Origin of the sequence: Achromobacter insolitus (genome assembly GCF_002209555.1) — a bacterium.
Classification (GTDB): Bacteria; Pseudomonadota; Gammaproteobacteria; order Burkholderiales; family Burkholderiaceae_B; genus Achromobacter; species Achromobacter insolitus.
Genome location: NZ_NJIF01000003.1, coordinates 559,727 through 577,540, shown reverse-complemented (window position 1 = coordinate 577,540; position 17,814 = coordinate 559,727). Strand labels below are relative to the sequence as shown.

General features: G+C 62.4%; 16 protein-coding genes. 10 read left to right on the top strand and 6 right to left on the bottom strand.

Annotation, left to right across the window (positions count from 1 at the left end; genetic code table 11):
* A complete protein-coding gene (locus tag CEY08_RS12840) occupies window positions 1-1,068 on the bottom strand; it encodes an aromatic ring-hydroxylating dioxygenase subunit alpha (RefSeq protein ID WP_076813296.1) in 1,068 nt (355 codons plus the stop codon).
* A gap of 16 nt (window positions 1,069-1,084) precedes the next feature.
* The gene (locus CEY08_RS12835; protein ID WP_076813300.1) at window positions 1,085-2,242 is read right to left on the bottom strand and encodes an ABC transporter substrate-binding protein; all 1,158 of its coding nucleotides are present in this window, start codon (window positions 2,240-2,242) and stop codon (window positions 1,085-1,087) included.
* A gap of 80 nt (window positions 2,243-2,322) precedes the next feature.
* Between CEY08_RS12835 and CEY08_RS12830 the strand changes: the two genes are divergently transcribed.
* The gene (locus tag CEY08_RS12830) at window positions 2,323-3,294 is read left to right on the top strand and encodes a LysR family transcriptional regulator (RefSeq protein WP_232033727.1); all 972 of its coding nucleotides are present in this window, start codon (window positions 2,323-2,325) and stop codon (window positions 3,292-3,294) included.
* Between the two features lie 15 nt (window positions 3,295-3,309).
* Here the strand turns inward: CEY08_RS12830 and CEY08_RS12825 are convergent, their stop codons facing one another.
* The gene (locus tag CEY08_RS12825) at window positions 3,310-4,296 is read right to left on the bottom strand and encodes a Bug family tripartite tricarboxylate transporter substrate binding protein (protein WP_063640731.1); all 987 of its coding nucleotides are present in this window, start codon (window positions 4,294-4,296) and stop codon (window positions 3,310-3,312) included.
* Window positions 4,297-4,493: 197 nt separating this feature from the next.
* On the opposite strand from CEY08_RS12825, the gene CEY08_RS12820 reads away from it, so the two are divergent.
* The 7 genes from CEY08_RS12820 (at window position 4,494) to CEY08_RS12790 (ending at window position 12,711) form a co-directional block, all read left to right on the top strand.
* Window positions 4,494-5,375: a LysR family transcriptional regulator gene (locus tag CEY08_RS12820; RefSeq protein ID WP_042793463.1), complete on the top strand. Its 882-nt coding sequence runs from the start codon at window positions 4,494-4,496 to the stop codon at window positions 5,373-5,375.
* 18 nt (window positions 5,376-5,393) lie between these two features.
* On the top strand, window positions 5,394-6,305 hold the full coding sequence (locus CEY08_RS12815) for a LysR family transcriptional regulator (protein WP_076813303.1): 912 nt from the start codon (window positions 5,394-5,396) through the stop codon (window positions 6,303-6,305).
* Between the two features lie 96 nt (window positions 6,306-6,401).
* Complete coding sequence (locus CEY08_RS12810) at window positions 6,402-7,592, top strand: CaiB/BaiF CoA transferase family protein (RefSeq protein WP_076813306.1); 1,191 nt, start codon at window positions 6,402-6,404, stop codon at window positions 7,590-7,592.
* A gap of 52 nt (window positions 7,593-7,644) precedes the next feature.
* Window positions 7,645-8,604 carry a Bug family tripartite tricarboxylate transporter substrate binding protein gene (locus tag CEY08_RS12805; RefSeq protein ID WP_076813308.1) on the top strand — a complete coding sequence of 320 codons (960 nt, stop codon included), beginning with the start codon at window positions 7,645-7,647 and terminating at the stop codon, window positions 8,602-8,604.
* 53 nt (window positions 8,605-8,657) lie between these two features.
* On the top strand, window positions 8,658-9,863 hold the full coding sequence (gene acdA, locus CEY08_RS12800; protein ID WP_076813310.1) for a 3-sulfinopropanoyl-CoA desulfinase: 1,206 nt from the start codon (window positions 8,658-8,660) through the stop codon (window positions 9,861-9,863).
* A 494-nt stretch (window positions 9,864-10,357) separates the two neighbouring features.
* Window positions 10,358-11,812, top strand: coding sequence for a DUF1254 domain-containing protein (locus tag CEY08_RS12795; RefSeq protein ID WP_084738533.1), 1,455 nt, complete (start codon window positions 10,358-10,360; stop codon window positions 11,810-11,812).
* Window positions 11,813-11,931: 119 nt separating this feature from the next.
* Window positions 11,932-12,711, top strand: a complete 780-nt coding sequence (locus CEY08_RS12790) for a hypothetical protein (RefSeq protein ID WP_088607687.1) — start codon at window positions 11,932-11,934, stop codon at window positions 12,709-12,711.
* A gap of 4 nt (window positions 12,712-12,715) precedes the next feature.
* On the opposite strand, the gene CEY08_RS12785 is transcribed toward CEY08_RS12790, so the two are convergent.
* Window positions 12,716-13,663 (bottom strand): sensor domain-containing diguanylate cyclase, encoded by a 948-nt coding sequence (locus tag CEY08_RS12785; RefSeq protein ID WP_076813316.1) that lies wholly within the window; start codon window positions 13,661-13,663, stop codon window positions 12,716-12,718.
* Between the two features lie 139 nt (window positions 13,664-13,802).
* Complete coding sequence (locus CEY08_RS12780) at window positions 13,803-14,576, bottom strand: APH(3')-II family aminoglycoside O-phosphotransferase (RefSeq protein WP_076813318.1); 774 nt, start codon at window positions 14,574-14,576, stop codon at window positions 13,803-13,805.
* A gap of 173 nt (window positions 14,577-14,749) precedes the next feature.
* Here CEY08_RS12780 and CEY08_RS12775 point away from each other — a divergent pair, with 173 nt between their 5' ends.
* The gene (locus CEY08_RS12775) at window positions 14,750-15,289 is read left to right on the top strand and encodes an O-acetyl-ADP-ribose deacetylase (RefSeq protein WP_042793470.1); all 540 of its coding nucleotides are present in this window, start codon (window positions 14,750-14,752) and stop codon (window positions 15,287-15,289) included.
* Here CEY08_RS12775 and CEY08_RS12770 read toward each other — a convergent pair.
* Window positions 15,283-15,921 carry a hypothetical protein gene (locus CEY08_RS12770; RefSeq protein WP_197723186.1) on the bottom strand — a complete coding sequence of 213 codons (639 nt, stop codon included), beginning with the start codon at window positions 15,919-15,921 and terminating at the stop codon, window positions 15,283-15,285. The genes CEY08_RS12775 and CEY08_RS12770 overlap by 7 nt on opposite strands.
* A gap of 363 nt (window positions 15,922-16,284) precedes the next feature.
* Here CEY08_RS12770 and CEY08_RS12765 point away from each other — a divergent pair, with 363 nt between their 5' ends.
* Window positions 16,285-17,727 carry a DUF1254 domain-containing protein gene (locus CEY08_RS12765; RefSeq protein ID WP_076813322.1) on the top strand — a complete coding sequence of 481 codons (1,443 nt, stop codon included), beginning with the start codon at window positions 16,285-16,287 and terminating at the stop codon, window positions 17,725-17,727.
* Window positions 17,728-17,814: the final 87 nt, after the last annotated feature.

Sequence of the window (17,814 nt, the reverse complement as noted above, 5' to 3'; positions counted from 1 at the left end):
TCAGGCCACCGCCTGCGCGGGACGGACATCCACGCCGGTGGCCGCCGCTTCTTGTTCTTCCTCGATGCGGCGCGCCACCACCCAGCGGAATTGGGACAGCGCAGCGTCGATGGATAGCGGCACCATTTTGAAATCCGGCGCCAGCGATAAGGACCGCTGCTGCGCGGTGATGATGTCCCGGTCTTCATCGAAGGCCTCCACCACGCTTTGGTGTATTGACGCCGTAATCTCGGGCCTGTCGATGGAGAAGTTGTGGGGATGCGCGAAGAAATAGTGCGTCGATGTGGCGGTTTCGGGAGTCAGCGCCTGGCAGCCGCGAAACTCGATGGCGCCTTGGCGGTTGCCTTCCTGCGCGCCGTTCCCCGCCGGCGCCATGCCCGAGTCCATCAGCAGGATGCCGGGCAGCGTGAAGTTGTAGATGTTCCAGCGGTCGACCAGGCCTGGCCATTCCCGGACCTTCTTGGCGAAGGCTGGCGCTTCGGTGTTCAGCGTCCAGCGGGTGATGCGCACGCCATCGGGCAGCCTGTCGACCTTGGGAGAAACGGACGCGTAGTCTTCGCTGCCGCCCAGCGTGGTCGGATGCACGAAGGGCAGGTGCGAGAAGTCCAGCAGATTGTCGGCGATCAGCAGATAGTTGACGTCATAGTGGATGTAGCCGTCCTGGCTGCGCCAGTCGGGATGGTCGAGCCATTGCGTATCGGGAATGAGAGCCGGATCGGCGCGTTCCGGATCGCCCATCCAGATCCAGATCCAGCGGTGCTGCTCGACCACCGGGAAGGTCCGGACCCGGGCCTTCGGCGGAATATGTGCTTGCGCCGGCGCGTCGACACAGGCGCCGCTGGGATCGAATTTCAGGCCGTGGTACATGCAGCGCACGCAATCGCCCTCGCGCCGTCCCACGGACAGCGGCGCGCCGCGGTGACAGCAGCGGTCTTCCAACGCGACCAGCCGGCCGCCGCCGTCGCGGTACATCAGCACCGGCACGCCGGTGATGGTGCGGGAGAACAAGCCGTCGGCGCTGACTTCATGGTCCCAGGCGGCGACATACCAGGTGTTTTTGATGAACATGGGTTTGCTCCAGTGTTTACTTGACGTAGCGCCAGGCGCCGTCCTTGATCTGCACCATGACAGCGGCGCGCTCGTCATAGCCGACGTGGTCGGCGGGGGACATGGTGGACACGCCCTGCGAGGTCACGGCGTCGCGGGTGGCTTCCAGCGCATCGCGCAGGCCTGCCCTGAATTCAGGGGTGCCCGGCTTCGCTTGGGGCAACGTGGTCTTCAGCGCCTGTTGCAGCACGATGCCGGCGTCCCAGGCGTTGGCGGCGAACACCGACATGGAATCCTTGCCGTGAGCGGCTTCGTAGCGCTGGGTCAGGTCCATGGCCACCGCGCGGATGGGATTGGATTGATCCAATTGGCTGGCGACCACGACCGGGCCGACGGCAAACAGCGCGCCTTCCGCGTCTTTGCCGGCGATGCGCAGAAATTCGCGGTTGGCGATGCCGTAGGTCTGGTAGATGCGGCCGCCATAGCCGCGCTCGCGCAGCGACTTTTGCGGCAGCGCGCCCGGTGTGCCGGATGCCGCCACGATCACCGCGTCCGGTTTGGCGGCCAACAGTTTCAGGGTCTGCGCCGTGACGCTGGTGTCGGTCTTGACGTAGCGCTCGGTGGCGGTCAGCTTGATGCCGGCGCGCGCAGCCTGCGCGGAGACTTCAGCCAGCCAGCTATCGCCGTAGGCGTCGGCAAAGCCGATGTAACCCAGCGTCTTCACGCCGCTGGCTTTCATGTGCGCGACCGTGCTGGCCACCATCAGGTTCTCGTTCTGCACGACCTTGAACACCCAGTGGCGCTGCGCGTCCATGGGTTCGACCAGTTTGGCTCCGGCCGCCAGGCTCATCAAGGGCACTTTCTTCTCGTGAGCGATGGGCAGCAGGGTCAGCGTGGCGGGCGTGACCGAGGTGCCCAGCACCACGTCCACGTTGTGCTCGTCGACGAGCCTGCGGAAGGCACGGGCGGCTCCCGTGGCGTCGGAGGCGTCATCCAGGACGATGTAGCGGACCGTCTCTCCCGCGACTTCGCGCGGCAACAGGTCTATGGCATTTTTGGCCGGGCCTCCCAGCGATGCGGCAGGGCCGGTCAGGGACAGGATGACGCCGACGCCGACATCGGCCGAGGCGGTGCTACAGGACAGCAGGGCGCACGAAACCAGCACCGCGCCAAGGGGGTGTTGTAGGGCCTTCAAGATGTTGTCTCCTTGTAGAAACGCCGATCTGCGCGGCGTTTGACAACAAGATAGATAGCGGCGGAATATGCGTCAATGTCATGAGCCCGATTCTAGAAATGCACGCTATGCATAACGAGAAACTAGATCTCAACTTATTGGCGGTGTTCGATAGCCTGATGCGGGAGCGCAGTGTGACCCGGGCCGGCGAACAGCTGGGCCTGTCGCAAAGCGCCATGAGCCACGCGGTGAACCGGCTGCGCGTCTTCTTCGATGATCCGCTATTCGTAAAGACCGGGCAGGGCATGCAGCCCACCCCGAAATCCGAGAGCCTGGCGCCGACCATCCTGGCGCTGATGGCAACCATCCGCGGCCAGGTGCTGTCGCAGGCGCAGTTCGATCCGGCCTCGGCCATGCGCATGTTCACCCTGTGCATGACCGACATGGGTGAACTGGTGTTCCTGCCGCCCCTGATCAAGCGCCTGCGAGAATTGGCTCCGCATTGCACCCTGCGCACACGGCAGGTGCCGCTACCGCAGGTAGAGCCCCTGCTGGCTTCCGGCGAGGTGGATCTGGTACTGGGGTCGCTGCGCGCAGCGCCGCAAGGCCTGTTTCAGCAGCAGCTGTTCATGCACCGATTCGTGACGCTGGTCAGCGTGAAGAACAAGGACGTGGGGGACGAGCTGACGCTCGAGCAGTTCCAGCGCATGCCGCAGATTGTGGTGACGCTGGCCGGGCGCTCGTCCGAAGCCTATGACAGCGCGCTTGAAGAGCAGGGCGTCAAGCGCAACATTTTCCTGTCCACGCCACACTTCCTGGTGGTGCCGCTGTTGCTGGACCAGCATCCGGACCTGATCGCCACCGTGCCGCAGGAACTGGGCAACGTGTTCGGGGGCTATGGCCTGGTCAGGGTGCTGGAGCCGCCGCTGCCGCTGCCGTCCTTTGCGCTGCGCCAGCATTGGCACCCGCGCTTTCACCAGGATCCGGCGATCATCTGGCTGCGGGAATTGGTGAAAGACACTTTTGATGGTTATCCCTGGGACCCCGTGCCTGCCGCGCGGCGTGGCGCTTGAAGCGCAGCGCTGGGCTCAGTTGATCTTGATGTTGCGTTCCTTCACCAGCGTTTTCCACTGCGCGGTCTCGTGCGCCAGGTGGTCACGCAGTTCGTCCGGGGTGCCGCCGATGGGCTCGGCGCCGATGGAGTCCAGCGTGGCGCGCACTTTGGTGTCGTTCAGTGCGGCGCGCATCGCAGCGTTCAGCTTGGCGACCACTTCGGGCGGCGTGCCGGCGGGGGCGAAGGCCGCGAACCAGGGCATCAGCTCGTAGCCGGGCAGGCCGCTTTCGGCCACGGTAGGGACATTGGGCAGGGCGGCTGAACGCTTGCTGGTCGTTACCGCCAGCGCGCGCAGCTTGCCGGCTTCGATGTGCGGCTTGGCGGATGTGATGCTGTCGAACATGTAATCGACCTGTCCGCCAAGCAGGTCGGCGACGGCGGGGCCGCTGCCCTTGTAAGGCACGTGCAGCATGTCCACCTGGGCCATGGACAGGAACAGCTCGCCGGCCAGATGGATGGACGTGCCCACGCCGGCCGAGGCGTAGGTGTAATGGTTGGGCTGCGCCTTTGCCTTGGCGATCACATCCTGCACGCTGGTGGCGCCGGTGCGTGCGGGATTGGTGACCAGCACGTTGGGCACGACGGCCAGCAGCGAAATCGGCGCGAAATCCTTGATGGGGTCATAGTTCAGGTCGGTGTACAGCGCCGGATTGACCGCCATGCCGTTGGCGACGATCAGGATCGTGTATCCGTCCGGTTTGGCGCGGGCCACGCTGGCCGCCCCGATGTTGCCGCCGGCGCCCGCGCGGTTCTCCACGATGAATGAGGTATTGAGTTGCTTGCCCATGGATTCGCCCAGGGTGCGGGCGATGCTGTCCATGGCGCCGCCCGGCGGGAAGGGCACGATCCACTTGACCGGGTGGTCCGGGTAGGCGTCGGCCAGCGCCGTGGCCGCGCCGCCCAGCAACGTCAGGCCCACACAGGCCAGGGCGAATCGTTTGAATGCATGGCGCATGCGCATGATGGTCTCCGTAATGCTCGAATTATTGTGCCGCCGCGCGCCGAGAGTCCGGCGACCCATCAAGATGAAATCCTGCGGGGATTCATACTTTTACGATCAGGTTTGTGCGGTGGCTCAGTATGGCTTGCGTTTTCCCTGCGAGTCCAAGACTATATGGGTTCCGATTAATACCTTTCTGGTATGTATAGAGCCATGCGATGCAATTGAGGCAACTGCGTTATTTCCAGGCCGTGGCGGAAGAAGGCAGCTTCACCCGCGCGGCCGCGCGGCTGCACATGGCCCAGCCGCCGCTCAGCCGCCAGATCCGTCTGTTCGAGGAAGAACTCGGCGTGCAGCTGTTCGAGCGCACCACGCGCGCGCTGCGCCTGACGGAAGCGGGCCGCTTCCTGCTGGAGCAGTCGCGCCTGCTGACCGCGCGCCTGGAAGAGGTGCTGGAAGGCACGCGCCGGCTGGGGCAAACCCAGCGGCGCTGGTTCGGCATCGGCTTCGTGCCGTCCTCTCTTTACGGTTTCGTGCCGGAGCTGATCCGGCAGCTGCGCAACGCCGACCCGCAGGTCGAAGTGGGGCTCACGGAAATGACCACCTTGCCGCAGCTGGAGGCGCTCAAGGCCGGGCGCATCGATCTGGGCATAGGCCGCATCCTGTTCGACGATCCCGCCATCGAGCGGCGCGTGCTGATGACCGAAGCGCTGATGGCCGCGGTGCCGCTGGGCCATCCGATAGCGCGGCTGCGGCGGGTATCCGTCGAACGCCTGGCCCGCGAGCCCTTCGTGCTGTATCCGGCGCGGCCGCGGCCGAACTTCTCCGATCATGTGCTTGGGTTGTTCCGCGCGGCCGGCCACGCGCCCCAGGTCGTGCAGGAATCCAATGAACTGCAGACTGCCATCGGCCTCGTCGCGGCCGGGCTGGGCGTAACGGTGGTGCCCGCGTCGGTGCAGCGCCTGCAGCGGCAGGACGTCGCGCATGTGCCGATCGATGCGGACACCTTTGTGTCGCCGGTGATCGTCAGCTATCGCAAAGACGATGCATCGCCGTTCCTGGCGCGGGCATTGATGCTGGCGCAGGCGCTGGCGGATTGACATCGAGGAGCCATATCCATGCCGGATCAGGCAGCGAAATCCCTTTCCCTCAGGCAGCTGGAGCTGCTGCTCGCCCTGGCCTCCGCCGACAGCATCGCGGGCGCCGGCGCGCGGCTGGGGATGACGCCCTCGGCCACCAGCCACGCATTGCGCACGCTAGAGGCCACGCTGGGGGCGCCTCTGCTCGACCGCAATGCATCGGGCGTGCACTTTACCTATGCCGGGCAGCAGATCCTGCCGCACGTCAGGGACGTATTTGCCTCGTTGCAGATCGTGCGGGCAACGGCCAGCGCCAGCGCTGGGCTGCGTTCGGGCTTGCTGAACCTGGGTTCGCTGGGGGCCAGTTCCTCGTTGAACATACTGCCCCAGCTGCTGGAGATGTTCAAAGCCCGCTATCCGGGCGTCGATGTCTTCGTGACTGAAAAGCCGGATACTGAATTGGAGCGCGCGCTGATCGAACGCCGCATCGAGATCGGCGTGGTGGCCTTGCCCAAACCCGATTTCGACACCCTGGCGCTGGTGACGGACGAACTGATGGCAGTGCTACCGGCGGGCCATCCGCTGGCCGAGCGCAAGACCATCGCCGTGAAAGACCTCATCGACTATCCCCTCATCATGACGCGCGCCGGCTCGCAGCCGGTGATCACGCGGATGTTCGAACGCGCCGGCGCCAAGCCGCATATTGCGCACGACCTTTCGCAGATCATGTCCATTCTGGAGTTCGTCCGGCGCGGCCAGGGGATTTCCGTATTGGCATCGCTAGTGCTGCCGCAGGTGTACGACGGGCTGGTCTACCGGAAAATCAGTCCGGCTTCAAAACGCAGGCTGGGGCTGGCTTGCCTCAATGAACGCAAGCTGTCGCCAGCGGCACATGCCTTTTGGGCCATGGTCCGGGAGGCCGCGCCCAAACTGAAATTCCCCGTCAAGTAGGGCCGCGCGGCCCGCCTTCATATTGAAAAAAAACTCAATTGAAGGTGAAGATTGCGAAATCTAGACTGCATCGATCGACTCTGATGGAGAAGACGTATGCAGGCAGTGCAAGCTTCCGCGCTCAGTGGCGTGCGGGTCCTGGATCTCTCGCGCATCCTGGCGGGTCCGAGCGCGACGCAGCTGCTGGGCGACCTGGGCGCGGATGTGGTCAAGGTGGAAAAGCCGGGTGAGGGCGATGACACGCGGAAATGGGGGCCGCCTTACATCAAGGACAACGAAGGGCGGCCGACAGGGGAAAGCGCCTACTACCTGAGCGCCAATCGCAACAAGCGATCCATCGCGCTTGATATCGCCACCGACGCGGGACGCGAGGCGCTGCACCAGCTGCTAAGCCAGGCCGACGTCCTGGTCGAGAACTACAAGGTGGGCGGCCTTGCCCAGTACGGCCTGGACTACGCGCAACTCAAGCACCGGTATCCGCGCCTGGTCTATTGCTCCATTACCGGCTTCGGCCAGACCGGCCCGTATGCGAAGCGCGCGGGGTATGACTTCCTGATCCAGGGCATGGGCGGGATCATGAGCCTGACCGGCGAGCCCGAGGGTACGCCCATGAAAGTGGGGGTAGGCATTGCCGACGTCATGACCGGCATGTATGCCGCCGTCGGCATCCTGGCGGCGCTGCGCCACCGGGACCTGACCGGCATGGGGCAGCACATCGACATTTCGTTGCTGGACAGCCAGATCGCCTGGCTGGTGAACGCAGGGACCAACTATCTGGCCGCGCAGGAGCCGCCCGTGCGTCTGGGCAATGGCCATCCCAACATCGTGCCCTACCAAGTGTTCGACGCCGCCGACGGTCCCATGATTCTTGCCGTGGGCAACGACGCCCAATTCCGGCGCTTTTGCGAAGTCGCGGGCCTGGACGGCCTGGCGCAGGATGAGCGCTACGCCTGCAATGCCGCACGTGTCGCCCATCGCGACGAACTCTGCGGGCGGATACAGGAAGCCCTGGGCCAGCGTCACAGAAGGACATGGCTGGAGCAGCTGGAAGCCGTGGGCGTGCCTTGCGGCCCGGTCAACGATCTGCGCGACGTATTCAATGACCCGCACGTCCAGGCGCGTGGCGCGCACTTGCGGATGCCCTGCGCCTGGGCCCAGGGTGGCGAGGTGAACCTGCTGGCCAATCCGCTGAAGCTGTCCGCCACACCCGTCACTTACCGCATGCCGCCGCCCCGCCTGGACGAGCATGCGCAGCAGATCCTGGCCGATTGGGCCGGGTCGCATTGAAGACCTTAGACAACACCGCCCCGCACGAGGGCGGATTCACCAGGAGAGAGGCATGGATAGGAGACAGCTTTTAATGCTTGCGGCGTTGACGCCGCTGAGCCCGGCGTTCGCCCAGACCAGGTATCCGTCGCAGAGCATCAGATTGATTGCGCCCTATGCGCCGGGTGGCACCGTGGACATCCTGTCGCGGCAACTGGCCGAGCCCATGCGCGCCAGCCTGGCCCAATCGGTCATCGTGGAAAACCGCGGCGGAGCGGGAGGCACCCTGGGCGCGGACGCGGTGGCCAAGGCGCGCCCGGACGGCTACGCGGTCCTGTTCGGGGCGGTGCACCACGCTATCGCGCAGTCCGTCTATCCGAAGCTGGGATACGACATCCGGGACATGACCGCAGTGGGCTTCCTGGGCCGCGTCAACCATGCGCTGATCGTCAACAAGGACTTGCCTGCGGGCAACGTGCAGGAGCTGGTGGCTTTGTTGAAGGCCAATCCTGACAAGTACAGCTATGCCACGCCCGGAGCCGGCACCATGCAGCACCTGATGGCCGAGTACTTCAAGAACGTCACCGGCACCCAGATGACGCACGTGCCTTATCGCGGGTCGGCGCCGGCGATCGTGGACATCATCGCCGGCAACGTCCACATGATGTTCGAGACCATGCCGTCGGCCATCCAGCACATCCGGGCGGGCAGCGTGCGCGCGATCGCCGTGACGTCCAAGGTGCGTTCGCCCAGCCTGCCCGAGGTGCCGACCGCCGCGGAGAGCGGAGCAGCCAACTACGACGCGACCAGCTGGTATGGCATTTATGCGCCTCCCGCCACGCCTGCGGAAGTGGTGCGCGTGCTGAACGCTGCGGTCAACGACGCGTTTGCGGACCCGCGTTTCGTGGAAAGGTGGATCGCGCTGGGCGCCGATGCGGGTGGCGGAACGCCAGAGGAACTGGCCGCGCTGACGCGCAGTGAAGTCTCGCGCTGGGCCGAGGTAGCACGGCGCGCGGACATCAAGGTGGGTTGACGCCGGCAGGCCTGATGGCCGAGCCGGAGGCTTGTACGTAGCAAGGATGAACGATGACTGAACTTTCCCAAGAACAAGCGGCGCTGCAGCAACGGGCGCGCGAGCTGGCGCAGGCCACATTCAAACCGACGGCCGCGGCCACCGACCTGTCCGAACAGTATCCCTGGGACAACGTCCGCCTGCTGCAGGAGGGCGGTTTCATGGGCATGACGATTCCGCGCGAGTACGGCGGACGCGGGTTGGGGTATCTCGACACCGTGCTGGTAGTGGAAGAAATGGCCAAGGCCTGCGCCACCATGGGGCGCATTACGGTCGAAGCCAATATGGGCGCCATCGGGGCCATCATGCAATACGGCACCCATGAACAGAAGACGCTTGCCGCCCAGTGCGTGCTCGCGGGCGACAAACCCGCCATCTGCATTTCGGAGCCCCAGGCCGGCAGCGCGGCCAGCGAGATGGGCACCCGGGCGGTTCGCCACGGCGATGACTACATCATCAATGGCGAGAAGTACTGGATCACTGGGGGAGGCGTCTCGCGCCTGCACCTGATCTTTGCGCGCGTTTTCGACGAAGACGTGGATCTGGGCATCGGCGCCTTCATCCACGTGCGCGAGCCGGGCGCCACGGATGATGGCCTGGAAATCGCCAAGCGCTCTTATGCCATGGGCGTGCGGGGCATTCCCGAGACCTATCTCAGGTTCCACGACCTGAAGGTGCACAAGTCCATGCTGGTGGTGCCGCCGGAAGGATTGAAGCGTGGTTTTGCCGGCCTGATGCAGGCTTACAACGCCCAGCGCGTCGGCGCGGGCACCGTGGCGCTGGGCATCGCGCAGGGCGCCTTCGAGGAGGCGGTGGACTATGTCAAGCAACGCCAGCAGTTCGGCCGGCCCATCGCCGAGTTCCAAGGCCTGCAGTGGATGGTTGCCGACATGGCCATCCAGCTGAACGCCGCGAGGCACATGCTGCATGCCGCCGCGCGCAGCGGCACGCCACGGACCTTTGGCTTTCCGGACCTGTCGCTGGCCGCGCAAGCCAAGATCTTTGCGGCCGAGACGGCGCAGCGCGTGACCAACGACGCCCTGCAAATGCATGGCTCGTCCGGCTACGGGCGCGACTTGCCGATGGAGCGCCATGTCCGCGATGCGCGCATGTTCACCATCGCGGGAGGCACGGCCCAGATCCTGCGCACGCAGGTGGCCTCGGCGGTGCTGGGGATGAAGCTGCCGCAGACGCGCGACGGTTATCTGCGGGGGCGGTGAGGATAGGGGGGCGCGGCGCAGGGTGGGGCGCCCCGTTCACGCCACGATCTCCTGGGCGACCCATGTGGACGTGAAGCACTCGTCGTGCCTGTCGGTCTGCACGGGCCTCAGGCCGATCTTGCATGCAGAATATTCCGCTACTTTTGTGTATAGCCGTGATAATCTAGTTCGCGAATTTATCGCTGCGTTGACGATTGGGACGTTCAAGTTGCTTATCAATTTATTGTTAAGGAACCCGCATGGCGCTCAAGGCGGTTTGCTCGATATTCGTTGCAGTCTTGCTAGTTTCGGGTTGGGGCTCTGCCCCTGCTCAACAATCCTCCCGCTACGGCCAACCCTCGCAAATCCCATTGCGTGAAGGGTATCTTTCCCAGGCCGATTTCTCACTGCTCAAAAGCGAGTTGCTCTACCAACGGCGTACTTCGACCCAAGCCGGAAGCCCGGCGACGTCGAGAAGCTGAAGCAGGCTGTTCCAGTCAAACCGGGATGAAACGATGAAACGCACCTATTTGGCAGCTTTGGGCCTGAGCTTTGCCATGGGCTTGCCCGCACTGGCTGCGGAACCGTCCGCCCCGCCGTCTTATTCATTCAATAAGGGCTTTCCAACCGCTAAGGCCAGTCAGCTCGCTCGCGACGACGCCACTTTTCAGCGCGCAATCGTTGCCTACCGGTTCTGGTATCCCACGGTATCGATGGAGGGCATATTCAATGGCAATCGGTCCGTGGGTATCGAGGATGGCAAGCAGTGGGGCATCGCTGCAACCGGACCACGGCAGGTCGGCTTTACGCTTAATTCCGACACACCCTACGGTTCCGGGGTGTTGGATTTGAAAGATGGCCCGATGGTGATCGAGCTGCCGCCAGGCCCATTTATCGGCCTGGTGGATGACCACAACCAAGGGTGGGTGCTGGATATGGGCCTGCCGGGCCCGGATGCAGGTAAGGGCGGCAAGCATTTGGTCCTGCCTCCCGGGTACACGGAAAAGATTCCGGAGGGCTACCACGTCGGCCACTCCAAATCCTTCAAGAATCTGGTCGCCGTACGGGCGCTACCCGCCGAAGGCGATCTGCAGAAAGCACTGGAGGGCCTGCGCGCGATCAAGATCTATCCTTTGGCCGACGCCGACAAACCCCAACCGCTTACCGCGGTGGATACTTCCAAGAAGGCGATGGACAGCACTTCCTTGCGCTGGGAAGACAACTTCCAGTTCTGGGAACGGCTCCATGCCATCATCCAGACCGAAGCCTTGGTGCCTGAGTTTCTGCCCATGTATGGCCTGTTGGCGGAGCTGGGTATTGAAAAGGGGAAACCGTTGCAACCCGATGCGCGCACCAAAGGCATCCTGTCGCGCGCCGCGCGCGATGGCCGCGATCAGATGCTGGTAAGCGCCTTCGCCAGCACGAGACCGGACCGAAAGAACTGGCCGGATCGACAATGGGAATGGGCGGGTCTGGTGCCTTCCAATGCGCAGTTCGACACGCCTGGGGGTATCGATCTGGACGCGCGTGATCGCTGGTTTGCGCAGGCCATTGTGACGTCTCCGGCAATGTTCCGTCGCGATGCCGGCGCCGGGTCGCTGTATTGGCTGGGCGCGCGCGATGGCACAGGGGCGTATCTGGACGGCAGCAAGAATTACAAGCTGACAATTCCTCAACCTGTACCGGGCAAACTGTTCTGGTCGATCACGGTATATGACGCCGCGACGCGCTCGCAGGTCCAGACGGACCAGGACATGGCGGCCCTTCGTTCGTTGTTCGAACTGAAGGATGTGGACAAGACCAAACCTCTCGATCTCTACTTTGGGCCGAAGGCGCCCAAGGGGCGTGAAAACCGCTGGATCAAAACGCCTGCGGGAAAGGGCTGGTTTGCTTATATCCGCATTTACGGCCCTGAGCCGGCCGCCTTCGACAAAAGTTGGAAGCCGGGAGATATCCAGCTCGTAAAGTGAGGCAATGCGCGCCGCGGAACATGCCAACCGGGCGACTTGCCAGGAGGTTTAGCGGCTAAGCGTAGCCAGATTTCCCAATCGGCGGTTTAAGCACGGCGTCGTCTTCCGGGGATGCATGCATGTTGAAAAAAATGGTTGTGGCGGCGTTGGTATGCGGGGTCAGCCAGATTGCCAACGCACAGTCGGCCGACGACACGAACAAGAGCAATAATCCGCTCAACCTGGCGCCTTCGCTCAATTTCCAGAACTACTACACCCCGAAACTGTTTGGCACCGGGGCACACACCAATGATTTTCTGGTGCGCCCGACATTGCCCATAGCTCCTGGCGATTGGGTAGGGGTTCCACAGATTTTGCGCACGACATTGCCTGTCAGTACCCGGCCGCAAGCCGATGGCAGCTATAAAACCGGCCTGGGCGACCTGAATGTGTTTGATATTTTCCTGCTCAAGCAGGGAGAGATAGATGTCGGGATTGGGCCCTTGCTTACCTTGCCAACGGCCACCAGCCAGGAGCTCGGGGCGGGGAAATGGTCGGGCGGATTGGCCGCAGTGGCAGTGCAGACCAGCAAAGAAGGGCTGCTCGGCGGTTTGGTGCAGTGGCAACATTCGTTTGCCGGCCAGAGTCAGCGCGATACTGTGCACACGGCAACGCTGCAACCATTCATCATCCGCAACCTGCCACAAGGATGGTACTTGCGGTCCACCGGAATATGGACTTTCGACTTGCAGAGGAACGACTATTACATTCCGCTAGGGCTGGGGGCGGGCAAAGCGTGGCGGGTTGGAAACAAAATCTTCAACGCATTTGTCGAGCCGCAGTGGACCATTGCGCACCGAGGAGAGGGGCTGCCTCAGTTCACGGTGTTCGCGGGAATCAATATTACTTTTGGCAGGTGAGGAACTAGCCTTCGAGCTGCACATGCTCTGTGCGATTACGTCCATTGTTCTTGGCGGCATAGAGTTGCTGGTCCACGGCCTTGATGAAACTTGCGGGTTCGACCTGTCCGCCCGGCACCACGGTGCCCGCTCCTATGCTGACGGTGACGCGCCTGCCATGCGGCGAGAGCGCATGCACGATGGACTTCTTCTGTAGCAGCCGCTGGCAGCGTTCCGCGACTTTCCGGGCCACGTCGGCGTCGGCTTCGGGTAGCAGGACGACAAACTCTTCGCCGCCGTAGCGCGCGACCAGATCTCGAGGGCCGTCCAGTGCCAGGGCCAGCGTCTGGGCGATTTCCACCAGGCACTTGTCACCCTGCGTGTGGCCGTATAAGTCGTTGTACTGCTTGAAATAGTCGACATCGAACAACAGCACGGACAAAGGCCGGCGTTCGCTACGCGCCTGCTGCCATTCCAGGTCGAAACTACTGTCGAAGCGACGCCGGTTGGCGATATTCGTCAGGCCATCCTTGAAGGACAGGGCCTCCAGCTCTTTCTGGAGGCTAAGCAGCTTTTCCTCGGTCTTCTTGCGTTCGGTAATGTCGAACATGAACCCGATCAGTGCTTCGGCTTCGCCTTGGTCATTACGGACCACATGCACGACGTCGCGAATCCACACGTAGCCGTTGTCCTTGGTCAGCGCGCGGTAGTCCGCCTCATGGTCCAGGCCCGCCTGGGATTGCGTGACGCAGAAATTCACCACATGTTCGCGATCATCCGGGTGCATGCGCATGGCCCAGTCTTCCACGCTGACCCAGCTTTCCGGGCTCCAGCCCAGCAACTCTTCGATCTGGGGGCCGATATAGGCGAATTTCATCGTTGCCCAATCGATCTTCCAGGGAATCGCCTTGGTCGACTCCAACAAGGTTCTGTATACGGCGTTGTCGTCAAAAAGCGTGCTTGCGTCGGCCATGCCACCCCGTCCTCGATTTTTATAGACGAGCCACTTTAGCCTGTAGCGGCCGACTGCGGTAGCGCCGGCTGCTTCGAGCGCAATCGGGCGCGGAAATGGTGTGCGGCGGTAGCGGTGGCCGGAGCTTCGGACGAGCTGCTCAGAAGAACTCGTCCAGCAGACAATAAAACGCAATGCGCCGCTCGTCGGGCAAGACTCCATATTCCCGAAAGAATGGGGCGACCCATGCGGCCCCAAGATTGCGCTCGATGCTGCGGGCAGCAAGCGCCAGGTCCTGGAAACGATCACTGATTCCGAGGCGGCCGCAGTCCAGAAAGCCGGTGAACTCACCGGCGTCAGCCATGAAGTTGGGCAGGCAGGCATCGCCGTGGGTCACCACCAGATCGTCCGCGCCCATTGGCCTGGAAGACAACAGTTCTTGGAGCAGGTCCATGGCGGTTTGCCCCTGGCGCTGTTCATCGAAATTCGTCTCATCGACCAGGCCGGCGCGTGCGCGGTCCTGGGCGGCCGCGATGCGTGCGTCTAATCGGTGGTCGAAGGGACATTCCGCAACAGGCGTCTGATGCAGCCTGCGTAGCGCCGCGGCCATGATGCCCACGATTTGCTCCGGGGCGAGGTCGGTTGCGCTGGCCAGGTCATGGCCGGGCAGCGCGGTCATGAGCAGCCAGTGGCGGTGGTTTTCCGTTGCCGTGTCCAGCACTGAAGGGGCGGGCAGGCCATGCTGATTCAGCCAACGAAGACGAGCAATCTCGTCGGGAAGCTCGTTGAGCATGCCTACCGGCTCGGACTTCAAAAACAGATCCTGTCCCTTGCCCGGGCGGATGCGGAAGACGTCGGCGCCTGACTCTCCTATGTTCTGGCGTTCGATAGTTGCGTCTGTGTAGCGGTCGCGCCATTTGGCGGGAGTATTCATTTCCTCGTTTGTCCTTAGAACAGCGGGATGCGCGCGACACCGGCGGTAGCTATCGTGGCAGACGCTGTTTCACATACAGTTGAAGCGGCCAGACTACAATTTTGGAGTCACCAGCAGGCGAAATTGTAGTCTGATAGTGTTACGCCTTCGGTCGCGCTTGCAAGGAGAAAAATATGCCTACAACCCTGCGTGCCATCCAGTCGGATATTACGAAGCTGCATGTGGATGCGATTGTCAATGCAGCGAACTCTTCCTTGCTAGGCGGCGGTGGAGTCGACGGCGCCATCCATCGTGCCGCAGGCCCGGACTTGGTGCAGGAATGCAGGCTGCTTGGCGGCTGCAAGACGGGCGACGCAAAGGTGACCAAAGCGTATCGGCTTTCCGCTCAATACATTATTCATACGGTGGGGCCGGTGTGGCGGGGCGGGGATAGCGGGGAACCGGCATTGCTGGCCAGCTGCTATCGCCGATGCATTGAGCTGGCGGAAGAACGAGCCATTGCTTCGATTGCGTTTCCCTGTGTCAGCACGGGTATATATGGCTATCCCATTGAGTTGGCGGCGGAAACCGCTATCAGGAGCGTCCGGGAAAGTTTGTCCAGGGACTCATCTCTCAAGGAGGTGATCTTTTGCTGCTATTCGTCGGAAGACCTGCGGCAGTATGAAAATGTCTTCGCGCAACCGGCATTTAGAGAGCCCGGGGGGAATCAATAGCAAGGAGGAAGGGGATAGTAGCCGCAGCGTGGGTGCGCATAATAGGAGGCCGAGGCAGCTGCCGCGCCTGCGTACCAGGCGCTACGGTAAGCCGTGCGCCGGGCCACGCCAGCGAACGACAAGGGCGTAAACGGCAGGCCGATAATATCAATGAACACCGATGCCGGGCCTTCCGCGTCGGTCAGGTTGCCTTCCAGAATTTCCACTGCGAAAACCAGATTGTCGCCGTCGAGCTTCGGGGACTTCAACGTGACGACTGCGTCCGTCACCGCCGAGCCGCTTCTGTTCAGGACCGAGATGGTGGCGTTGGGAGGATCGATTGCAAAATTGTTCGATCCGACCGCCCATTCATCAAGCAGATGTGCGGTTTGCACATGGCCCGCCGCTCGTACAGGCCGGTCCGCGAACATGATGGAATTCGGCGCAACGCCCGAAAGCACGAGTTTCCCATTTTCCAGCCGAGCGGCGCGAGCATTAAGCACGATGAGCGCCGGTTCGATCTGGGGCTTGCCGACGCCTATCTGCTTGGCAGCCGGCGATGTAATGGCATCCTGCGCGAGGCCCGTGTCCGTGACCGCGAGGCTGACGCTGCACAGCACCATTATCGACACAAATAGCTTTTTGACATGCATGGCGTTCAGCCCTCTGGTTACGAAACCGGGATGTCCGAGCAACGATCGGATTGGCGCTGGCCGAAACGTGATCGTTGAACCGTCGCGCAAAGCTTAGCGAGGGGGCTCTGGGCCTTGCCACTCATTTCGCGCCAAGCAGGCTTCGGTCGTAGGACGCTTGGCGCAAAATGAGTGGCGTCGCGTTTTGCTCGTCATTAGTCTCTGTGTCCAGAGATTTGCCACTCAAGTCGGCATTGCTGTCGGCGCAAGGCGTACTGGCTTCCCTGAGGATGGGCGACGCGGCCCGTTCGAATCAGCTGCCTGGCAATACTTTCTGAAGCGTATCCCGATTGGCTTTACAACTTTATTTGTTGGAGCATTCGAATGAAGCTATCACGTCGGAAGTTCAATACCGCTGGAGTTGCTCTGCTGGCGGCTGGCTCATTGCCGGGCTCGGCGCGCGCCGCAGGAGGGTTTGTTGCGGATTTTCCCGAGGCGGAAGACCAGTTCTCCGCGGCGATTGACGCCTATGTTTATGCCTACCCGCTCGTCACGATGGAAATGACCCGACGGGTTATCACCAATGTGGAGGCGCCGAAAGGCACGCGGGCGCCTATGGGGCATCTCATCAAATTGCGTCATTACCCCGACGCCAAGTTTCGCGACGTCACCGCGCCCAATGCCGACACCTTGTACACAACGGCGTTCTTCGACGTGGGCGATGAGCCGTGGGTTGTAAGCCTGCCGGACTTGCAAGATCGATACGCGCTGTTTCCGATGCTGGACGGATGGACCACCGTTTTCGACGTACCAGGAAAGCGCACCACCGGTACGGGCGCGCAGACCTTTGTGGTCACCGGGCCGCGGTGGGAGGGAACCGTGCCGCAGGGCATGGTCCAGTACAAGTCTCCCACGAGCATCGTCTGGCTGCTCGGTCGAATCTACTGTTCGGGAACCCCGGAAGACTACGCGAAGGTCCACAAGCTTCAGGATGAAGTGAAGCTGTGCCCGCTGAGCGCCTGGGGGAAGGACTGGCAAGCGCCCAAAGGGAAGGTGGACCCAGCGATCGATATGAAGATGTCGGTGCGCGAGCAGGTCAACAGAATGGATGCGGTGGAGTATTTTTCGCTATTTGCGGAACTGCTTAAGCGCAATCCCCCATCTACCGTGGATGGTCCGATACTGGAGAGACTGGCATCGATCGGCATCGTGCCCGGCAAGGACTTCGACAAACGGAAGCTTGACGCGGACTTTGCCAAACGTCTGCCCGCCGCTGCATTCGGGCAGATCATGGCGCATTTCAAAAACAGCAAAGGCGATATCCAGGAAATTGACGGTTGGGGCTTTACCACCAAGACGGGTATTTACGGCACTGATTACATCCAGCGCGCCCTGATCGCTGCCATCGGGCTGGGCGCGAACCGTCCGCAGGACGCGGTCTATCCCACTTCTTTACGGTCTGACAATGGGGCGATAAAGCGGGCTTACGACGGAGCGGAAAGGTACGTGCTGACGTTCAAGAAGGGCCTGACTCCGCCCGTGTCTGGATTCTGGTCCCTCACGATGTACGACGCGGACTATTTCTTCGTGGACAATCCGCTGAACCGTTACTCCATCAGCGCCCGTCAGCCCTTGAAGGCCAAGGCGGATGGCTCGATTGATTTGCTCATACAGAACGAGTCGCCCGGTCCGGATCTGGAATCGAATTGGCTGCCCGCGCCCAAGGGAAAGTTCATTCTGATGTTGCGGCTCTATTGGCCCAATGAAAGCGATCCCTCGATCATCAACGGATCATGGTCCGTCCCGCCGGTAAGAAGAGTGACCTGAATAGTGGCTTAGGACCACGCCCCAATGGCTGGTGTTCCTGCACGGCGGATGGCATCCGCCGTGTCTTGCTTGTCGGATTAAGTGCGA

Bases quoted from the DNA above. Each gene is read 5' to 3' on its own strand.
- CEY08_RS12840 (WP_076813296.1), bottom strand. From the start codon at position 1,068: ATGTTCATCAAAAACACCTGGTATGTCGCCGCCTGGGACCATGAAGTC.
- CEY08_RS12830 (WP_232033727.1), top strand. From the start codon at position 2,323: ATGAGCCCGATTCTAGAAATGCACGCTATGCATAACGAGAAACTAGAT.
- CEY08_RS12825 (WP_063640731.1), bottom strand. From the start codon at position 4,296: ATGCGCATGCGCCATGCATTCAAACGATTCGCCCTGGCCTGTGTGGGC.
- CEY08_RS12820 (WP_042793463.1), top strand. From the start codon at position 4,494: ATGCAATTGAGGCAACTGCGTTATTTCCAGGCCGTGGCGGAAGAAGGC.
- CEY08_RS12815 (WP_076813303.1), top strand. From the start codon at position 5,394: ATGCCGGATCAGGCAGCGAAATCCCTTTCCCTCAGGCAGCTGGAGCTG.
- CEY08_RS12810 (WP_076813306.1), top strand. From the start codon at position 6,402: ATGCAGGCAGTGCAAGCTTCCGCGCTCAGTGGCGTGCGGGTCCTGGAT.
- CEY08_RS12805 (WP_076813308.1), top strand. From the start codon at position 7,645: ATGGATAGGAGACAGCTTTTAATGCTTGCGGCGTTGACGCCGCTGAGC.
- acdA (WP_076813310.1), top strand. From the start codon at position 8,658: ATGACTGAACTTTCCCAAGAACAAGCGGCGCTGCAGCAACGGGCGCGC.
- CEY08_RS12795 (WP_084738533.1), top strand. From the start codon at position 10,358: ATGAAACGCACCTATTTGGCAGCTTTGGGCCTGAGCTTTGCCATGGGC.
- CEY08_RS12790 (WP_088607687.1), top strand. From the start codon at position 11,932: ATGTTGAAAAAAATGGTTGTGGCGGCGTTGGTATGCGGGGTCAGCCAG.
- CEY08_RS12785 (WP_076813316.1), bottom strand. From the start codon at position 13,663: ATGGCCGACGCAAGCACGCTTTTTGACGACAACGCCGTATACAGAACC.
- CEY08_RS12780 (WP_076813318.1), bottom strand. From the start codon at position 14,576: ATGAATACTCCCGCCAAATGGCGCGACCGCTACACAGACGCAACTATC.
- CEY08_RS12775 (WP_042793470.1), top strand. From the start codon at position 14,750: ATGCCTACAACCCTGCGTGCCATCCAGTCGGATATTACGAAGCTGCAT.
- CEY08_RS12770 (WP_197723186.1), bottom strand. From the start codon at position 15,921: ATGCATGTCAAAAAGCTATTTGTGTCGATAATGGTGCTGTGCAGCGTC.
- CEY08_RS12765 (WP_076813322.1), top strand. From the start codon at position 16,285: ATGAAGCTATCACGTCGGAAGTTCAATACCGCTGGAGTTGCTCTGCTG.